This is a genomic window from Stenotrophomonas sp. 86156_Sma, assembly GCF_056481625.1.
This window is the reverse complement of sequence record NZ_CM151157.1, coordinates 3,310,235-3,328,353: the sequence shown is the minus strand read 5'-3', so window position 1 is coordinate 3,328,353 and position 18,119 is coordinate 3,310,235. Positions and strand designations below refer to the sequence as shown.

The following is an 18,119-nucleotide window of genomic DNA, read 5'->3' as shown; positions in this document are numbered from 1 at the left end:
GTGGCGTGACAGAGGGTGTGCGTGGATAGTGCAGGCCAGCGGCCGGCACTACCACCCTGCGGCCGGGGGAGGGGGTAAAATGGGGGGATTACCCCCGCCAGCCTCCAGCAAGCGAGCAAGTCGTGACATCGATCAAGCAGGAAGACCTCATCCAGTCCATCGCCGACGCGCTGCAGTACATCTCGTACTACCACCCGGTCGACTACATCAAGAACCTTGCCGCCGCCTACGAGCGCGAGGAGTCGCCGGCCGCGAAGGAAGCGATGGCGCAGATCCTGATCAATTCGCGCATGTGCGCCGAAGGCCACCGTCCGATCTGCCAGGACACCGGCATCGTCACCGTGTTCCTGGAAATCGGCATGGACGTGCGTTGGGACGACGCCACCATGGGCGTGGAAGACATGGCCAACGAAGGCGTGCGCCGCGCCTACATGCACCCGGACAACAAGCTGCGCGCCTCGGTGCTGGCCGACCCGGCCGGCAAGCGCACCAACACCAAGGACAACACCCCGGGCGTGGTCAACGTCAAGGTGGTGCCGGGCAACACCGTCGACGTCATCGTCGCCGCCAAGGGTGGTGGTTCGGAAGCCAAGACCAAGTTCGCCATGCTCAACCCGTCCGACTCCATCGTCGACTGGGTGCTGAAGACCGTGCCGACCATGGGCGCCGGCTGGTGCCCGCCGGGCATGCTCGGCATCGGCATCGGCGGCACCGCCGAGAAGGCGATGCTGCTGGCCAAGGAAGCGCTGATGGAGCCGATCGACATCACCGAGCTGCAGGCCCGTGGTGCCTCCAACCGCATCGAAGAGCTGCGCCTGGAGCTGTACGAGAAGGTCAACGCGCTGGGCATCGGTGCGCAGGGCCTGGGCGGCCTGACCACCGTGCTCGACATCAAGATCAACGATTACCCGACTCATGCGGCCAACCTGCCGGTGGCGATGATCCCGAACTGCGCGGCCACCCGCCATGCGCACTTCACCCTGGATGGCAGCGGCCCGGTGATGCTGGACCCGCCGTCGCTGGAGGACTGGCCGAAGCTGACCTACGATTCGTCCAAGGGCACCCGCGTGGACCTGGACACGATCACGCCGGAAGATGTGGCCAGCTGGAAGCCGGGCCAGACCCTGCTGCTGAACGGCAAGCTGCTGACCGGCCGCGACGCCGCGCACAAGCGCATGGTCGACATGCTCAACAAGGGCGAGCAGCTGCCGGTCGATCTGAAGGGCCGCTTCATCTACTACGTCGGCCCGGTCGATCCGGTGCGCGACGAAGTGGTGGGCCCGGCTGGTCCGACCACGGCGACCCGCATGGACAAGTTCACCCGTCAGGTGCTTGAACAGACCGGCCTGCTGGGCATGGTCGGCAAGGCCGAGCGCGGCCCGGCGGCCATCGAGGCGATCCGTGACAACAAGTCGGCCTACCTGATGGCCGTCGGTGGTTCGGCCTACCTGGTGTCCAAGGCGATCAAGGCGGCGAAGGTGGTTGGTTTCGCCGACCTCGGCATGGAAGCGATCTACGAGTTCACCGTGCAGGACATGCCGGTGACCGTGGCGGTCGACTCCACTGGCGAATCGGTGCACAAGACCGGCCCGCGCGAATGGCAGGCCCGCATCGGCAAGATTCCGGTGGTGGTGGAGTAATTCCTCCCGTTCCGGTCCAGACAACGGCGCCCGTGTGGCGCCGTTGTTGCATGCAGCCTGCCCGTGGATGGTGTGCTCTGCTAACGTGCGCTGTCTGACGTATTGGAAGGGAGTCCATCGTGCTGCAGTTGTCGCGTATTTTCGTGTTGCTGGTCGCTGCGCTGGCGTGCAGTGCCTGCGGGCCACGATATTTCGTCGAACCGCCAACCCACGAAGCGGGGAGGATCTGCGCGTCAGTCTGCGAGAGCCAGAAGGCGACGTGCGACTTCCACAACCGCGCCCGCGCGGAATCGGATCAGCGCAGCTGCGAAAGCGAGAAGAGCCGGATCATCAGCCGTTGCAGTGGTATCGCCGACGACAAGCAGCGGCACAACTGTGAAGGGGGCAACGGCGCCGGCACCTACTGCGGTTCCCCGGCGCTTCCTTCATGCAGTGCTCCGTACGCCCAGTGCCTGCTCTCCTGCGGCGGCACCGTGAATGAAGTCCGCACCGACACCGGGATTCCGGTGTACTGATCGGGGGCGCGCGTCGCTGCCTGCACGAGTAACCGTAGTCTGCTAGGGTCGGCACACCCCTGCACTGGATGTGCCCATGCGCCTGCATCGATCCGTCGCGGCTGTGTTCCTGCTGGTCCTGGCCGGCTGCACCACAACCTCATCCTACGAAGGTGCGGATTTTTCCGCCTCCTCGCAGTGCCGCATGCAGTGCCAGGCCGACTATCGCAGCTGCATGGCGCGGGGCAGTATCGGCAGCAACGACTTCAGCTGCGAACAACAGATGGTGCCGGCGCCGGACAAGCGCTGCAAGGACATTGCCAACCCCGAGCTGCGCCGTTCCTGTGAACTGAAGACGCACGACTGCGCGATACGCACGCCGATCATGTCCTGTAGCGAAGGCCGCGATACCTGCATGAGCCGCTGCGGCTGAGCAACGATTGCGCGCGTGGGCGCATAATCGGCTGATCCACCTGCACAGGATCTTCCGCATGAGCACCACGCTGTATGGTTCAACCAGTACCGCCGCGCTGGTGGTGCACTGGCTGCTGATCGAGCTGGGCATCGAGCACGAACTGGTGCTGCTGGATTTCGACGCGCGCGAGCACAAGTCGGCGGAGTACCTGGCGCTGAATCCGGCCGGTGTGGTGCCGACACTGCTGATCGATGGCTTGGTACTGACCGAAGCGGCGGCGATCGCACTGTATCTGGCTGACCGCCATCCGGAGGCCAACCTGCTGCCCGCACTGGGCACGCCGCAGCGCGCCGATGCCTACCGCTGGATGTTCTGGTGTGCCAATACGCTGCAGCCGGCCTATCGTGCCTGGTTCTATCCGCATGAAATGGCGGGCGAGGCAAATATCGAAGCGAGCCGCGAGATGGCCCGTCAGCGCCTTGAAGCGGCCTGGCAGCAGGTCGCCACGCACCTGCAGGCGCACGGACCGTATCTGCTGGGTGCCACGCCCTGCGTGGTCGACTACATGCTGGTGATGCTGATGCGCTGGTCGCGCAACATGCCGAAGCCCAGCGACACCTGGCCGGCGCTCAAGGTGCATGCCACGTCGATGAAGGCGCGCCCGGCGTTCGCCGAGGTATACCGCCGCGAGGGCATCACCGACTGGCGGTAACCAGAAAAGGGGACGGAGGGGATTAAGTCGTTTGTGCACAAACGACTTAATCCCCTCCGTCCCCTTTTCCGTTACAGGATCTCCAGCACCGTTTCCGGCGGGCGGCACAGCCGTGTGCCCTTGGGCGTGCGTACCACGGGGCGGTTGATCAGGCGCGGGTGTGCGGCCATCGCGGCGAGCAGCGTGGCATCGTCGGCCTCTTCCAGTCCCAGTTCGGTGAACTGTGCTTCCTTGCTGCGCACCAGCGCCTGCGCGTCCAGGCCGGATTCGGCCAGCACCTGGCGCAGTGTGGCCACATCGGGTGGATTGCCGAGGTACTCGATCACCTCCGGCTCGAAGCCGGCATCGCGGATCAGCTTCAGTGCGCCGCGCGAATTGCTGCAGGCCGGGTTGTGCCAGATCGTCACGTCCATCAGAACCACTCCAGCAGCGACACGCCCACGCCCACGTAGGTGGCTTTGTGGTTGTAGTCGATCAGGCTTTCGCCGTAGCCGTCGAAGATCTGCACGTGGCCGCGCAGCAGGTTGCTGATCGGGAAGCCGTAATCCAGCTGCAGGGCACCGTGTGAGCGGCTGCCGGTACGCAGCGAATGGCGCGCCATCAGTGAGACTTCGTGGCCGTTGCGGTTCCAGGTCAGGGTCGCATCACCGCGGCCCATGTAGTCCTCGATGTCCGGATTGTTGTCGTCGCTGCGGGTCTCGGGAATGCGGTACCACGGCCGCAGCACCAGCGCCCAGTTCTCGCGGTCCAGGCCGATGTTGAGCATGACCCGGTTCCAGCTGCGTGACAGCGGATCGGCGCGGCCGTTGGACTGGTGGTTCAGCGCGATGCCGGTCATGCGGCCGCGCCAGCCACCGATCGAGTAGCCGTTGCGGAACACCATCATCACTTCCGGCTCGTAATTGGTTTCGCGGAACGGGCGCGAATCCTCGCCGTTGTAGGCCTGCCAGCGCGAGCTCTGGGTATAGCCGGCCCAGATGTCGCCGTTGTCGCCGAACAGGTTCTCGGCGATCTTGGTCTTGAAGCTGATCTGGAACTTCAGTTCGGCGCTGTCCAGCACCTGCGGCGTGGTGACCGTGTTGGCCGGGTTCGGCGAATGCGGCGTGGTGTTGCGGTCGCTGGTCCAGAACGCCGGCAGCAGGTACACCGGCTTGTAGGCACGCAGCTGGAATGGGCCGAGCTTGGAGTCCTCGGCCAGTTCCCAGCGGCTGTCCAATAGCGAACCGCGGCCGGCATTGGCCAGCGCGCTGTCCGGCGCAGCGGGGCGGAACAGGTCGCTGACCCGCTCGCGCAGTTTCTCTTCGCCTTGGCTCACGCGTGCGGTCTGGCGTTCTTCGCGACGGGCCTGCGCGGCCGCCTCGGCAGCGGCATCGGCGGCGGCCGTGGCCTGCGGCGTATGCGCGAACAGGCGGTCATAGCAGGCCAGGCGCGCCGCGTCAGTGGTGATGGCGGCACACGCCGCGGGCGAGGTATCGGTGCTGGGCACGAATTCCTGCGCGGCCAATGGGGCACTGGCCAGGGCCAGCGCCAGCGGCGCAAGGCGGGGAAGCAGCGGGGGGAGGGTCATTCCAGCAGGCCCTTCGGTGAATACGGGAATCGCACAGTGTGGCGGCTGTACCGCATCGCGGCCAGCCCCCACGGTTTATGCACGGCCACCGCGTGCGCGCGGCGTGAAGACGGTGCGGCTTACAGGAACCAGGCGAAGGCGAACAGGCCCAGCATCGCGATCACCACAGCCAGTTTCAGCGCCAGGCCGAGCAGGATGCCGAGCCAGGTGGCCAGACCCACCTTGGTGGAGCGGCCCAGTTCACGGGTGTGCCAGTACTCGCCGGCCAAGGCGCCGATCAGGGGCCCGGCAAAGAGGCCGATCGGCATGAAGAACAGCCCGACGATGCTGCCGATGAACGTGCCCCACAGCGCCTTGCGGCTGGCACCGACCCGCTGCGCACCCACCACTGTGGCCAGTACGTCCACCAGCAGCGAGAGCAGGGTCAGTACGCCCAGCGCAACCAGGGTCGGCCAGCCGACGTGGGCGAAGCCGTCGGCCCACGCCGCCAGCAGCAGTCCGATGAACACCAGCGGGATGCCGGGGAGGGCCGGAAGGATGATTCCGGCGATGCCGACGAGGACAAAAATGACCGCTAGCAGATATAAGATGAATGAGAGTCCCATGCTGTCCCGGATGGTGGTCGTTTTGGGGTTGACAGTGAAAGATTTTGCCAGTTGCTTTTTCGTTTTGGGCGGGTTAAGTTGCAGTCGCTGAGCTTGGCAAGGTCACCGTGGATCGTGGCCTGATGAAGCAAGATCTTCCCGATCCGCTGCATCGATGCACCTCGCTTCCCCCTTGCTTGTCAGCCGCCCACCAGGCGTTTCCTACAACAAGAGAGAGTCACCAGGGAGTTAGTGAGATGTCTGATCGCGAGACCGGTACCGTCAAGTGGTTCAACGATGCAAAGGGCTTCGGCTTCATCAGCCGTGAAAACGGCGAAGACGTGTTCGTGCACTTCCGTGCCATCCAGACCCAGGGCTTCAAGAGCCTGAAGGAAGGCCAGAAGGTCACCTTCACCGTCGTGCAGGGCCAGAAGGGCCTGCAGGCCGACGCCGTTCAGCCGACCTGATCGCGCTGCATACCGTCAAATGAAAAGGCCCGCGCAAGCGGGCCTTTTCTTTGCCATCGGCCCGATGCAGGTCAGCGCAGGATGACCTTGCCGTTGACCACGCGCACGTAGGTGTTCTCGCGGATGCCGCCGAGGTCGCGCTGGTTGACCACGATGGTGCGGCCATCGTCCATGCGCACGCTGATGTCGTAGGTGTCGCTGGTCACGTTCTTCTGGATCTGGTTGCCGGCCAGTGCGCCACCGACCGCGCCCGCAGCGGCGGCGATGTTCTTGTTGCCACGGCTGCCGCCGGTGTGGTCGGAGATCTCGTGGCCGGCGACGGCGCCGACGATGCCGCCCAGGATCGCGCCGGTCGCGCTGGGCGCGGTACGGCCGGACTGCACGGTGTTGATGCGGGTCACGATGCCGCAGTCGGCGCAGCGGCCCTGGTTGTAGCCACCATTGTTGCCGTAGCCGCCATTGTTGTAGCCGTTGTTGTAACCACCACCGCCGTAGCCGGGCGAGGTGGCACAGCCAGCCAGGGCAAGGGTAGCGATGGCGCTGGCGGCGATGAGCTGGATCTTCATGGGGCGTCTCCTGGCCGTGAAGGCGGGTGTCTGGGGTGGTACTGCGTCATGCAGCAGGGTGGACGAATCGTCCCCTTTTGAACGTGAACAAGGCGCCAACCGCGCAGGCCTTGTCCGGCTGCAGGATGAATGCGGCTCAGCGGAAGTCCTGGTGGCAGGCGCGGCAGTCGGCCTGCACCGTTTCCACCACCTGGGCCAGGGCCGTGCAGTCGCTGGGCGGCGCGGCCAGAGCGGCGTTGAGGTTGCCGCGCAGCTGGCTGGCATGCTGCCGGAACTGCGCGCTGTCCTTCAGCCCGGGAAAGGCCAGGTCCAGGTCGTTGGACAGCAGGCGCATCGCCTGCAACCGCGGCACGCTGTCGGCCAGGCTGCAGCGGTTCTGCTGCTGGGCCTGCTGCAGCAGCTGCGATTGCCGTTGCATCACCTGCATCAGGCTGTCCGGGAACGGATCGCGGCGGGCCTGCAGGGCGCGGCCGACCATCACCGTGGCGATCAGGCCGATCAACAGGCCCAGGCCGAGCACGAACAGATAGCGGTAGGCGGTGGACGGGCGGCGGGGCGGGCTGGCGTTCATGGCGGGCTCTCCGGACGTGCAACGGTGGGTTCGATGCCGGCGCGCTGCAGGCGCTGGCGCCTGCACGTTAAAATAGCCGGATGAACGAACAGGTCAAACAACGCTTCGCCGGCATCGAACGGCTGTACGGCGTGGGCGCACTCGAGCGCCTGCAGGGCAGCCGCGTGGCGGTGGTGGGCATGGGTGGCGTTGGCTCGTGGGTGGTGGAGGCATTGGCCCGTTCGGCGGTCGGTCACCTGACCCTGATCGATGCCGATGACATCTGCGTGTCCAACACCAACCGGCAACTGCCGGCGATGGAAGGCAACTACGGCCGCAACAAAGCCGAGGCGATGGCCGAACGCTGCCGCGCGATCAACCCGGACATCGAGGTCGATGCCGTACAGGCGTTCCTGACGGTGTCGAACATGGCAGAACTGCTGGACCGTGGCTTTGATCTGGTGATCGATGCCTGCGACAGCTTCCGGGTCAAGGTCGAGACGATTGCCTGGTGCCGCCGCCGCAAGCTGCCGCTGCTGACCGTGGGTGCCGCCGGTGGCCGTACCGATCCCACCCTTGTGCGCATCCGCGATGTCTCGCGCACCGAGCACGACGCCATGCTGGCGTTGATCCGCAAGAAGCTGCGCAGCGAGTTCAACTTCCCGAAGAATGCCAAGCGCTACTTCGGCGTGCCGGCGGTGTATTCGCTGGAGAATGTGAAGTACCCGCAGGCCGATGGCAGCGTCTGTGGCATCCGCCCGAACCTGGGCGCTGATGCGGCACTGAAGCTGGACTGCGGCGCGGGCCTGGGTGCGGCGACCCACATCACCGGTGCGTTCGCGTTCGCGGCGGTCGGCAAGGCGCTGGAAATGCTGCTGGAGCCGAAGAAGGTGAAGGCCGAAGTGGTCGAGGATCACGCTGACGCGTGATGGTAGTGCCGGCCGCTGGCCGGCAACTCCGGAATGATTGAATCAGCGCAGATGCCGGCCAGCGGCCGGCACCTACCGTTGCATTGCGGGCAGCGCGAACAGCCGCCGCGCGTTCTCCGTCGTGGCCTGGGCCACCGCGTCCAGCTCCATCCCGCGTAGCGCCGCCACGTGGCGGGCGATGATCGCCAGCCGTGCCGGTTCGTTGCGCTGGCCGCGGATGCCGGCGTCAGGCTGGTCCGGAGCGTCGGTCTCCAGCAGCAGCTGTTCCAGCGGCATCTCGCGCACCAGCCGCTGCAGGCGTTGCGCGCGTTCGTAGGTCAACGGGCCGCCGAGCCCGAGCAGGAAGCCCTGCCTGTGCAGTTGCGCTGCCTGTTCTGGACTGCCGGAAAAGCTGTGCACCACGCCGCGCAGGCCGCCGACGCGACGGATCGCGGCGATCACCGCATCCACCGCGCGCCGTGCATGCACGATCACCGGCAGCTCGAACTCACGGGCCAGTTCCAGCTGACCGATGAAATATGCCTGTTGCGCCTCGGCATCCAGGCCTTCAACGAAAAAGTCCAGACCACATTCGCCGATCGCGCAGGGGCGTTCGCGTTCGATCCACTCGCGCAGCAGCGGCAGGTGCCCAGGCTGGTGCTCGGCCAGGAACATCGGATGCAGGCCGTAGGCCGGGTACAGCCCCGGCGCGTGCTGGCAGACCTCGCGCAGCTTCGGCCAGCTGGCTGCGGTCACCGCCGGTACCACCTGCTGGTGCACGCCAGCGGCCTGCGCACGCTCGACCACCGCGGCGCGGTCGCGGTCGAACTCGCTGGCGTCCAGATGGCAGTGGCTGTCGACCAGCAGGCTCAATGCTGCTCCAGCGGCGGAGGCGTGGTGGTGTTGCGGCGCTTCCAATTGGCCAGCAGCAGGGTGCCGAAGCCGAGCACCAGCTCATCGACGAACGGAATCGGGTCCGGGATGAACAGGGTCAGCGCGAACAGGCCCGCGGTGAGCTTGAACAGGGTGGGGTAGCGCAGCCGGCGCGCCCATTGCAGTACCGGCAGCAGCATCGGGTTGGCCATGGCGGGGGTCCTCCTGGGGAATATGCAAACGCTACCACGGGCCCAGCATTTCCCGATGCTGAATGGGTTACGGGAATGAGCAGGAAATGTGGAGATTCCGTTCAGGCAGCGCATGCTGCAATCTGGTTCGAGAACGTTGCGGATGGTCCGCAAGGAGCAGGTCATGAAAAGCACAACTACAACTGTCCTGGTCGCAGCGGGCGCGCTGCTGGTCGGTGGCATCGCCACTGCCGCCTTCATGAAGAGTGGCGACAAATCGCCCGATTCCATCAGCGCCGGAACCCCCAATGGCGAATCGCGCCTGGTCGATGGCAATGCCAGCGACGATGGCGCGCGTGGTGACACTCTCGACCCGACCGCACCGCGTGGGCTGGAATATGCCGATGTGCTGAAGGTCGACCCGATCACCGAGAAGCAGAAGGCCTACGCCACCGTGATCGGCACCGACGCGGTGCGTGAGACCTCCACCACCCAGACCCCGCATGAAGTCTGCCAGGACGTGACGGTGCAGGAGCGCCTGCCGGAACGTGACGGCAACGTCGGCGGTACCGTGGTCGGTGCTGTGGTGGGCGGCCTGCTGGGCAACCAGGTCGGCGGCGGCAATGGCAAGAAGGCCGCCACTGCGGCCGGCGCGGTGGCCGGTGGCTTCATCGGCAACCAGATCGACAAGCGCCATGTGGGTGGCCGCGTGGTCAACCGCACCGAGCGCCAGTGCCACACCGAGACCGCGACCTCCGAGTCGAGCCGCGTCACCGGCTACAACGTGACCTACCGCAACGAGGACGGCACCACCGGCACCATGCGCATGGCCAGCAAGCCGGGCAACCGCATTGCCATGGGTACCAACGACGTGGTGAAGGGGTACAACGTGACCTACCGCTATGACGGCGCCGAGAAGACGGTGCGCATGGACAACAAGCCGGCCAGCGATCGCCTGCCGGTGGTCGACGGCCAGCTGGTCACGCAGACCGCTGCTGCCGGTGCCACGGCGGCCAGCACGCGCCAGTAATCCAGATGCCGCATGCAGTACCTGACGGGCCGGCTTATGCCGGCCCGTTTCGTTGCAGCCGGCGAAATTCATCCGCGCGGGGCGTGAATCCACCATCATGGACGCTTCCTTCGACATGGAGCCGGCATGAGCATCTTCGACCTGCGCATCGAAACCGAACGGCTGATCCTGCGGCCGCTGCTGCGCGAGGACTACGAGCCGTATCTGGCGTTCTGCGCCGACGAGGAAACGATGCGCACCCTTGGTGGCGTGCAGCCGCCTTCGGTGGCCTGGCGTGGCTTCTGCAGCCTGGCTGGCGCCTGGCCGCTGTTTGGCTTCTCGATGTTCAGCGTGATCGAGAAATCCAGCGGTGACTGGATCGGGCGGATGGGGCCCTGGCAACCGCAGGACTGGCCCGGTACCGAGGTCGGCTGGGGCATCCGTCATGCCAGCTGGGGCCGGGGCTATGCGCCGGAAGCGGCGGTCGCAGCAATCGATTGGGCGTTCGACACGCTGGGTTGGGACGAAGTGATCCACACCATTGCCGAGAACAACGACAACTCGCGGGCGGTCGCGCGCAAGCTCGGCAGCACGCTGCTGCGGATGGGGGAACTGCCGCCGCCGTACAACGACAAGCCGATGCAGATCTGGGGCCAGTCGCGCGAGCAGTGGCGGCAGCGCGCGCGCTGAGCCTTGCCCGGTAGTGCCGGCCGCTGGCCGGCAATCGCGCGAATCTGCCGCAACGCGGTTGCCGGCCAGCGGCCGGCACTACCGGGTTGCCATGCTGCACCCGCGCTTGGCATTCATCGGCGCGCTTGCCAGACTGCACGCAGCTGGCCGCCGGCCGGATCCGATGGAGCAGGCGATGGTGGAAGAGCGCGTCCCGTTGACGGTGCATGGCATGTCGGTCTCGGGCAATTGCCACAAGGTGCGCCTGCTGCTGGAGCAGCTCGGCAGCCGCTACCGCTGGGTGGAGGTGGACAGCGCCCATGGCCAGACCCACACCCCCGAATTCCTGGCGTTGAATCCGAATGCCAAGGTGCCGCTGATCGTCCGCGACGATGGCCGCGTGCTGACCGAATCCAACGCGATCCTGTTCTGGCTGGCCGAGGGCACGCCGTACCTGCCCACCGATGGCTGGGAGCGCGCGCAGGCGTTGAGCTGGATGTTCTTCGAGCAGTACACGCACGAGCCGTGCGTGGCGGTGGCGCGCTTCATCCGTGGCTGGACCCCCGCTGATTCACCGCGCCGCGCCGAACTGCCGCGCCTGCACGAGCGCGCCGCCACCGCGCTGGCGGTGATGGAGCAGCACCTGCGCCAGGCGCAATGGTTCACCGGCAACGGATATGGCATCGCCGATATCGCGCTGTTTGCCTATACCCACGTGGCGGGAGAGGGCGGTATCAGCCTGGAGCCATTCCCGGAAGTGCGTGGCTGGCTGCAGCGCGTGCGTGAACAACCGCGTTTCCTGCCGATGCCGGCCGTGACTGCCGAAGTGCGCTCGCGATTCGAGGCCGCGTGACTCTCACCAGGGTGACCCCCACAGGGTAGCGCCTGGCCAACGCCGGGCGGAATGCAACAACGACACGGAGGGTGTTCGATGTTCGCTGTGGTTCCAGATCCGATTCCCGCACGCATGCGCGTGCTCAACCGCGCCGAAGTGTGCGACGTCAACTTCCTCGATGCGGTACGTGGCTGGCGCGGCACCCCGCGTCCGCGCCCGGCGCCGGATGCGCCGATCCTGCCGGGCAGTACGCTCACTGCCGCAGCGTTTGGCGAACTGTTCGATTCGCAGCTGGCCAGCCGCCAGCTGGACCTGATGGCACGCGTGCTGCGCGTGCAGAACAAGGTCTTCTACACCATCGGTTCCTCCGGCCACGAGGGCAACGCGCTGCTGGCGCGGGCCTGCCGGCATACCGATCCAGCCTTCCTGCACTATCGCTCCGGTGCCTTCATGGCCGAGCGTTCGCGCCAGGTGCCGGGCATCGATCCGCTACGCGATGCCGCGCTGTCTTTCGCCGCCAGCGCCGATGACCCGGCCAGCGGGGGCCGCCACAAGGTGTGGGGCAGCAAACCGTTGTGGGTGCTGCCGCAGACCTCGACCATCGCGTCGCACCTGCCGAAAGCGCTGGGCACCGCGCTGGCCATCGAGAGCGGCAAGCGCCTGGGGCAGCCGTTGCCGATCCCGGCCGACAGCATCGTGCTGTGCTCGTTCGGCGACGCCTCGGCCAACCATGCCACCGCGCAGACCGCGTTCAACACCGCGATGTGGTCGGCCTACCAGAAGCTGCCGGCGCCGATCCTGTTCGTCTGCGAGGACAACGGGCTGGGCATTTCAGTGAAGACGCCGGAAGGCTGGATTGCCGAGCGCTTCAGCCGCCAGCCGGGGCTCGACTATTTCTTCGCTGATGGTCTCGACCTGGCCACCGGGCACGCCCAGGTGCAGGCGGCGGTGGAGCACTGCCGGCGCACGCGGCGACCCACCTTCCTGCATCTGCGCACCACCCGCCTGATGGGCCACGCCGGCACCGACTTCGAGGTGGAATGGCGCGCGCTGCCGGAGCTGTGCGCGGCCGAGGCGCAGGATCCGCTGCTGCGCTCGGCGCAGATCGCGATGGAGTCGGGCTGGATGGATGCGGCCGCCATCGAGGTCGCCTACGAAACGATGCGCGCGCGCTGCATGGCCGCGGCGGCGGATGCCGAAGGCCGCCCGACGCTGCAGTCGCTGCAGGAGGTGATGGCGCCGCTGGCACCGTACACGCCGGCGGCGGTGCAGGCCGAAGCGCGGCGCGAGGTGCCCGCCGATGCGCGCGAAGCGCTGTATGGCGGTGCGGAGGCCCTGCCCGAGCGGCAGGCACCTCGGCACCTCGCGATCCAGATCAACCATGGGCTGCAGGAACTGCTGGCGAAGTATCCGCAGAGCCTGCTGTTCGGCGAGGACGTCGCGCAGAAGGGCGGTGTCTATACCGTCACCAAGGATCTGCTGCGCCGCTTCGGCCCACGCCGGGTGTTCAACACCCTGCTGGACGAGACCATGATCCTGGGCATGGCGCAGGGCCTGGCCAACATGGGCATGCTGCCGATCCCGGAGATCCAGTACCTGGCCTACCTGCACAACGCCATCGACCAGGTGCGCGGCGAAGCGTGCTCGCTGCAGTTCTTCTCCAATGACCAGTACCGCAACCCGATGCTGGTTCGGGTGGCCGGGCTGGGCTACCAGAAAGGCTTCGGTGGCCACTTCCACAACGACAATTCGATCACCGCGCTGCGCGACATTCCCGGCCTGGTGGTCGGCTGCCCGTCGCGCGGCGACGATGCGGTGATGATGCTGCGCACGTTGGCCGCGCTGGCGCGGGTGGACGGGAGGGTGGCGGTGTTCCTGGAGCCGATCGCGCTGTACATGAGCAAGGACCTGCATGCGCCGGGCGATGGCCAGTGGCTGTTCGACTACCCGGCCCAGGACCAGGCGCTGGTACCGGGCGAGGGCCGGGTCTATGCGCCGGAGGCGGGCGACCTGGTGGTCTACACCTATGGCAACGGCGTGCCGATGGCGCTGCGCGCGGCGCGGGCAATCGAGCAGCAGCTGGGCTGGCAGGTGCGGGTGGTCGACCTGCGCTGGCTGGTGCCGCTGGATGCCGGTTTCATCGCCGCGCAAGCCGCCAGCGCCCGGCGCGTGCTGGTTCTGGATGAGGGCCGCCACAGTGGCGGGGTGGGCGAGGGCGTGGTCACCGCCCTGGTCGAGGCCGGTTTCGGCCACCTGCCATTGCGCCGGGTCTGCGGTGCCGATACCTATACGCCGCTGGCGGGGGCAGCAATGTTCGGGCTTCCAAGCGACAATGCGGTGATTGGCGCCGCCCTTGAACTGGCGCAGGAACCTTGATGCATGTGTGGATTGGCGGGAATGTTGTTGCCGGCGCCGGTGGCGTCGGCCGAGGTGCTGCAGGCGCAGGTCCTGGCCATGGGCGAGGTGCTGCATCACCGCGGGCCGGATGATGGCGGCAGCTGGGTCGATGCCGGGGCCGGCATCGCGCTGGCGCACCGTCGGCTGAGCATTCTCGACCTGTCGCCGCTGGGCCACCAGCCGATGGCCTCGTCCGATGGTCGCTACGTGATGGCTTACAACGGCGAGGTCTACAACTTCGCCGCCCTGCGTGCCGAACTGGAGCCGCTGGGGCATGTTTTCCGTGGGCACTCCGACACCGAGGTGCTGCTGGCAGCGATCCTGCAGTGGGGCATGGAAGACACCCTGCAGCGCTGCAACGGCATGTTCGCCATTGCGCTGTGGGACCGCCAGGAGCAGTGCCTGTGGCTGGCCCGCGACCGTGTCGGCAAGAAGCCGCTGTACTACGGTTGGGCCGGCGACACGCTGGTGTTCGGTTCGGAACTGAAGGCGCTGTGGCAGCACCCGGCCTTCGACAACGACATCGACCGTGACGCCCTGACCCTGCTGCTGCGGCTGGATTACATTCCGGCGCCGCATAGCATCCACCAGCGCTGCTACAAATTGATGCCCGGGCGCGTGCTGCGCCTGGATGCGGAAGCCGTGGCGACGGGTGCGGCCGCGCACCGGCCGGAACAGGCGCAGCGCCCGTACTGGGATGCGCGTGCGCGCATGCAGGCGGCGCTGGTTGCGCCGTTCCAGGGCCGTATCGAGGAAGCCGAGGAGCAGCTGGACGGGCTGCTGCGTGACGCGGTGGCGCTGCGCATGGTGGCCGACGTGCCGGTGGGCGTGTTCCTGTCCGGCGGCACCGATTCGTCGCTGGTGGCCGCGCTGATGCAGGCACAAAGTGGCCAGCCGGTGCACAGCTTCAGTATCGGGTTCACCGGTTCGGGCCACGACGAGGCGCCGCTGGCCAAGGAACTGGCCGCGCATCTGGGCTGCGACCACACTGAACTCTACGTCAGCGGTGCCGATGCATTGGCGGTGGTGCCGCAGTTGCCGGCGATGTTCGACGAACCCTTCGCCGATGCCTCGCAGGTACCGACCGCGCTGGTCGCCCGCCTGGCGCGGCAGGGCGTGACCGTGGCGCTGTCCGGCGATGGTGGCGACGAGCTGTTCTTCGGCTATACCCGCTATGTACGCGCGCTGCGCAACTGGCAGATGCTGGGCCGTGTGCCGGGGCCGCTGCGGCGCTGGATGGGCGCGCGCTCCCAGCAGCAGGGCGAGGCCTCGCGTACCGGGGGCCTGGCCGCGCTGCTGGCCGAGTCCGGCGCGCGTGGCATCGGTGACGTGTACCGCAACCGCATCTCGCGCTGGCGCGACCCGGCGGCGGCAGTGCCCGGAGCGCAGGCCGCGGGCAGCTTCTACGACCTGGCCGACCCGTTGCACGGTGCCGGCACACCGGCCGATGCGATGATGCTGGCCGATTACGTGACCTACCTGCCGGATGACCTGCTGTGCAAGGTCGACCGCACCTCGATGGCGGTCAGCCTGGAAGCCCGCGCACCGCTGTTGGATTCTCGCGTGGCCGAGTTCGCCTGGTCGCTGCCGCTGGGCTTCAAGCGCAGTGAAACCACCAGCAAGGTGCTGCTCAAGCGCGTGCTGGGCCGCTATGTACCGCAGTCGATGGTGCACCGGCCCAAGCGTGGTTTCGGCGCGCCGGTCAGTGACTGGCTGAAGGGCGACCTGCGGCCGTGGGCCGAAGATTTGCTGCAGCCTGCGCGGCTGGAGCGGGAGGGCGTGCTGTCGGCGGCCGCGGTACAGCCGCTGTGGCAGCAGTTCCTCGGCGGCCAACGCAAGTGGCATACCCATCTGTGGAACGTGCTGATGTTCCAGGCCTGGCAGGCGCATTGGCGGCAGGTGCGCGCGGGCGTGACCGGCGGCTGATCTTCACCGGCATGCAAGGGCCCGGCGACTAGGCTGGGCCTCCCGCACCGTGAGGAGTATGTCCCGATGTCCGTCCCCACCATCGCCGTGTTCGTCGGCAGCCTGCGCAAGGATTCCTGCAACCGCAAACTGGCCCATGCGCTGGAGAAGATTGCCGGCGACCGTGCGCGCTTCCAGTACGTGCAGATCGGTGATCTGCCGCTGTACGACCAGGACTTCGATGGCCACTATCCGGCGCAGGGTACCCGGCTGAAGGACCAGGTCCGTGCCGCCGATGCGGTGCTGTTCGTGACCCCGGAATACAACCGGTCGGTGCCGGGCGTGCTGAAGAACGCCATCGATATCGGCTCGCGCCCCTACGGTGACAGCGCGTTTGCCGGCAAACCGGCGGCGGTGATCGGCGCCTCCATCGGCCAGATCGGCACCGCCGTGGCCCAGCAGCACCTGCGCAACAGCCTGGCCTTCCTGGACATGCACGTGCTCGGCCAGCCCGAGGCGTTCATTCATTTCAAGGACGGCCTGATCGATGCCGATGGCACGGTCCACAATGAAGGCACGCAGAAATTCCTGCAGGGCTACGTGGACCGGTTCCTGGCGCTGATCGCGGTTCACGTCAAGGGCGATTGACGCCAGCGGTTGCCAGCCCCATCTGCGATAATGTCCGCTCGGGTGCCGCAATGGCGCCCGTCGCAGGCAGTGCGACGCCCCCACGCCAGTCTGGCCAGGCACCGGCGGATATCCCCCGTTTCTCCACGGCTTATCCACAGGCTTGTCCATGGCCGCCGGGGTCGGCGCATGCCTACACTCGTCCGGCCCACTTTCGCAGGAAACACCGCAGCATGTCCGCTCGCCCCGGCTTCCGTTCCAACCGCAGAGAGCGCGGTGATGGCTTCGATCGCGATCGCGATCGCGACGAGTCGCGCATCGACCAGTTGCGGGTACCGCCTCATTCGGTGGAAGCCGAGCAGGCGGTGCTGGGTGGCCTGATGCTGGCCCCTGAGGCCTATGACCGGGTCAATGACCAGCTGACCGAAGGCGATTTCTACCGCCGCGACCACCAGATGATCTATCGCGCGATCCGTGAGCTGTCCGAGCGCGAGCGGCCGTTCGATGCGGTGACCCTGGGCGAGTGGTTCGAATCGCAGGGCAAGATGGAACTGGTGGGCGATGGTGCCTATCTGATCGAACTGGCCAGTACCACCCCGTCGGCGGCCAACATCGTGGCCTACGCCGAGATCGTGCGTGACAAGGCGGTGCTGCGGCAGCTGATCCAGGTGGGTACCGACATCGTCAACGACGGTTTCCAGCCCGAGGGACGCGAGAGCAGCGAGCTGCTGGCCTCGGCGGAAAAGAGCGTGTTCGCCATCGCCGAACAGGGCGCACGCGGCCGTACCGATTTCGTGGCGATGCCCGGTGCATTGAAGGATGCCTTCGAAGAGCTGCGCAGCCGCTTCGAGAACGGCGGCAACATCACCGGCTTGCCGACCGGCTACAACGATTTCGATGCGATGACCTCCGGCCTGCAGCCGACCGACCTGATCATCCTTGCCGCGCGCCCGGCCATGGGCAAGACCACCTTCGCACTGAACATCGCCGAGTACGCGGCGATCAAGTCGAAGAAGGGCGTGGCGGTGTTCTCGATGGAAATGTCGGCATCGCAGCTGGCGATGCGCCTGATTTCCTCCAACGGCCGCATCAACGCGCAGCGCCTGCGTACCGGCCAGCTGGAAGACGAGGACTGGAGCCGCGTCACCAGCGCGATCAAGATGCTGAAGGAAACCAAGATCTTCATCGACGACACGCCTGGCGTGTCGCCGGAAGTGCTGCGTTCCAAGTGCCGCCGCCTCAAGCGCGAACATGACCTGGGCCTGGTGGTGATCGACTACCTGCAGCTGATGAGCGTGCCGGGCAACAGCGAAAACCGCGCGACCGAAATCTCGGAGATCTCGCGTTCGCTGAAGGGCCTGGCCAAGGAACTGCACGTGCCGGTGATCGCGTTGTCGCAGCTCAACCGCTCGCTGGAAACGCGTACCGACAAGCGCCCGGTGATGGCCGATCTTCGCGAATCGGGCGCAATCGAGCAGGATGCGGACATGATCGTCTTCATCTACCGCGACGATTACTACAACAAGGAAAATTCGCCGGACAAGGGCCTGGCCGAGATCATCATCGGCAAGCACCGTGGCGGCCCGACCGGGTCGTGCAAGCTGAAGTTCTTCGGCGAGTACACCCGCTTCGACAACCTGGCCCACGACTCGGTCGGTTCATTCGAATAGCCGTAGTGCCGGCCGCTGGCCGGCAACCACCCCACGGCCG

General features: G+C 66.7%; 20 protein-coding genes. 13 read left to right on the top strand and 7 right to left on the bottom strand.

The genetic code is table 11. The features are described from left to right. Positions 1-122 precede the first annotated feature (122 nt). From ACZK33_RS15445 to ACZK33_RS15430, 4 genes are all read left to right on the top strand, one after another. Positions 123-1,640, top strand: a complete 1,518-nt coding sequence (locus tag ACZK33_RS15445; protein WP_423175033.1) for a fumarate hydratase — start codon at positions 123-125, stop codon at positions 1,638-1,640. Between the two features lie 119 nt (positions 1,641-1,759). Beyond that, positions 1,760-2,155: a hypothetical protein gene (locus tag ACZK33_RS15440; protein WP_423175034.1), complete on the top strand. Its 396-nt coding sequence runs from the start codon at positions 1,760-1,762 to the stop codon at positions 2,153-2,155. Between the two features lie 76 nt (positions 2,156-2,231). Beyond that, entirely contained in the window at positions 2,232-2,567 is a 336-nt protein-coding gene (locus ACZK33_RS15435) for a hypothetical protein (protein ID WP_423175035.1), read from the top strand. A 58-nt stretch (positions 2,568-2,625) separates the two neighbouring features. Further along, on the top strand, positions 2,626-3,261 hold the full coding sequence (locus tag ACZK33_RS15430; RefSeq protein ID WP_423175036.1) for a glutathione S-transferase family protein: 636 nt from the start codon (positions 2,626-2,628) through the stop codon (positions 3,259-3,261). Between the two features lie 71 nt (positions 3,262-3,332). On the opposite strand, the gene arsC is transcribed toward ACZK33_RS15430, so the two are convergent. The 3 genes from arsC to ACZK33_RS15415 form a co-directional block, all read right to left on the bottom strand. Further along, positions 3,333-3,674: an arsenate reductase (glutaredoxin) gene (gene arsC, locus ACZK33_RS15425; RefSeq protein ID WP_285301827.1), complete on the bottom strand. Its 342-nt coding sequence runs from the start codon at positions 3,672-3,674 to the stop codon at positions 3,333-3,335. After that, a complete protein-coding gene (locus ACZK33_RS15420; protein ID WP_019337376.1) occupies positions 3,674-4,828 on the bottom strand; it encodes a phospholipase A in 1,155 nt (384 codons plus the stop codon). The genes arsC and ACZK33_RS15420 overlap by 1 nt, the downstream gene beginning before the upstream one ends. A gap of 119 nt (positions 4,829-4,947) precedes the next feature. Further along, positions 4,948-5,433 (bottom strand): DUF456 domain-containing protein, encoded by a 486-nt coding sequence (locus tag ACZK33_RS15415; RefSeq protein WP_423175037.1) that lies wholly within the window; start codon positions 5,431-5,433, stop codon positions 4,948-4,950. A gap of 236 nt (positions 5,434-5,669) precedes the next feature. On the opposite strand from ACZK33_RS15415, the gene ACZK33_RS15410 reads away from it, so the two are divergent. After that, the gene (locus tag ACZK33_RS15410) at positions 5,670-5,879 is read left to right on the top strand and encodes a cold-shock protein (RefSeq protein ID WP_005410290.1); all 210 of its coding nucleotides are present in this window, start codon (positions 5,670-5,672) and stop codon (positions 5,877-5,879) included. Between the two features lie 71 nt (positions 5,880-5,950). On the opposite strand, the gene ACZK33_RS15405 is transcribed toward ACZK33_RS15410, so the two are convergent. Further along, on the bottom strand, positions 5,951-6,445 hold the full coding sequence (locus ACZK33_RS15405) for a glycine zipper 2TM domain-containing protein (protein ID WP_010486804.1): 495 nt from the start codon (positions 6,443-6,445) through the stop codon (positions 5,951-5,953). 136 nt (positions 6,446-6,581) lie between these two features. Beyond that, positions 6,582-7,016, bottom strand: a complete 435-nt coding sequence (locus ACZK33_RS15400; protein ID WP_423175038.1) for a hypothetical protein — start codon at positions 7,014-7,016, stop codon at positions 6,582-6,584. Between the two features lie 80 nt (positions 7,017-7,096). On the opposite strand from ACZK33_RS15400, the gene ACZK33_RS15395 reads away from it, so the two are divergent. Continuing rightward, complete coding sequence (locus ACZK33_RS15395; protein ID WP_033835434.1) at positions 7,097-7,924, top strand: tRNA threonylcarbamoyladenosine dehydratase; 828 nt, start codon at positions 7,097-7,099, stop codon at positions 7,922-7,924. Between the two features lie 72 nt (positions 7,925-7,996). Here ACZK33_RS15395 and ACZK33_RS15390 read toward each other — a convergent pair whose 3' ends face one another. Both ACZK33_RS15390 and ACZK33_RS15385 read right to left on the bottom strand, forming a co-directional pair. Further along, positions 7,997-8,776: a TatD family hydrolase gene (locus ACZK33_RS15390; RefSeq protein WP_423175039.1), complete on the bottom strand. Its 780-nt coding sequence runs from the start codon at positions 8,774-8,776 to the stop codon at positions 7,997-7,999. Next, complete coding sequence (locus ACZK33_RS15385) at positions 8,773-8,988, bottom strand: DUF6116 family protein (protein WP_049398753.1); 216 nt, start codon at positions 8,986-8,988, stop codon at positions 8,773-8,775. Before ACZK33_RS15385 ends, ACZK33_RS15390 begins: the two co-directional genes overlap by 4 nt. A 163-nt stretch (positions 8,989-9,151) precedes the next feature. On the opposite strand from ACZK33_RS15385, the gene ACZK33_RS15380 reads away from it, so the two are divergent. From ACZK33_RS15380 to ACZK33_RS15350, 7 genes are all read left to right on the top strand, one after another. Then, positions 9,152-9,997 carry a glycine zipper 2TM domain-containing protein gene (locus ACZK33_RS15380; RefSeq protein ID WP_423175040.1) on the top strand — a complete coding sequence of 282 codons (846 nt, stop codon included), beginning with the start codon at positions 9,152-9,154 and terminating at the stop codon, positions 9,995-9,997. A 126-nt stretch (positions 9,998-10,123) separates the two neighbouring features. Next, complete coding sequence (locus tag ACZK33_RS15375; RefSeq protein ID WP_423175041.1) at positions 10,124-10,666, top strand: GNAT family N-acetyltransferase; 543 nt, start codon at positions 10,124-10,126, stop codon at positions 10,664-10,666. Between the two features lie 175 nt (positions 10,667-10,841). Beyond that, positions 10,842-11,498: a glutathione S-transferase family protein gene (locus ACZK33_RS15370; protein ID WP_164080947.1), complete on the top strand. Its 657-nt coding sequence runs from the start codon at positions 10,842-10,844 to the stop codon at positions 11,496-11,498. A gap of 78 nt (positions 11,499-11,576) precedes the next feature. Next, the gene (locus tag ACZK33_RS15365; protein WP_423175627.1) at positions 11,577-13,856 is read left to right on the top strand and encodes a thiamine pyrophosphate-dependent enzyme; all 2,280 of its coding nucleotides are present in this window, start codon (positions 11,577-11,579) and stop codon (positions 13,854-13,856) included. Between the two features lie 3 nt (positions 13,857-13,859). Next, positions 13,860-15,803, top strand: coding sequence for an asparagine synthase (glutamine-hydrolyzing) (asnB, locus tag ACZK33_RS15360; protein ID WP_423175628.1), 1,944 nt, complete (start codon positions 13,860-13,862; stop codon positions 15,801-15,803). A 66-nt stretch (positions 15,804-15,869) separates the two neighbouring features. Beyond that, on the top strand, positions 15,870-16,430 hold the full coding sequence (locus ACZK33_RS15355) for an NADPH-dependent FMN reductase (protein ID WP_032129634.1): 561 nt from the start codon (positions 15,870-15,872) through the stop codon (positions 16,428-16,430). A gap of 212 nt (positions 16,431-16,642) precedes the next feature. Next, positions 16,643-18,079, top strand: a complete 1,437-nt coding sequence (locus ACZK33_RS15350; protein WP_032129633.1) for a replicative DNA helicase — start codon at positions 16,643-16,645, stop codon at positions 18,077-18,079. The last annotated feature ends 40 nt before the right edge of the window (positions 18,080-18,119 follow it).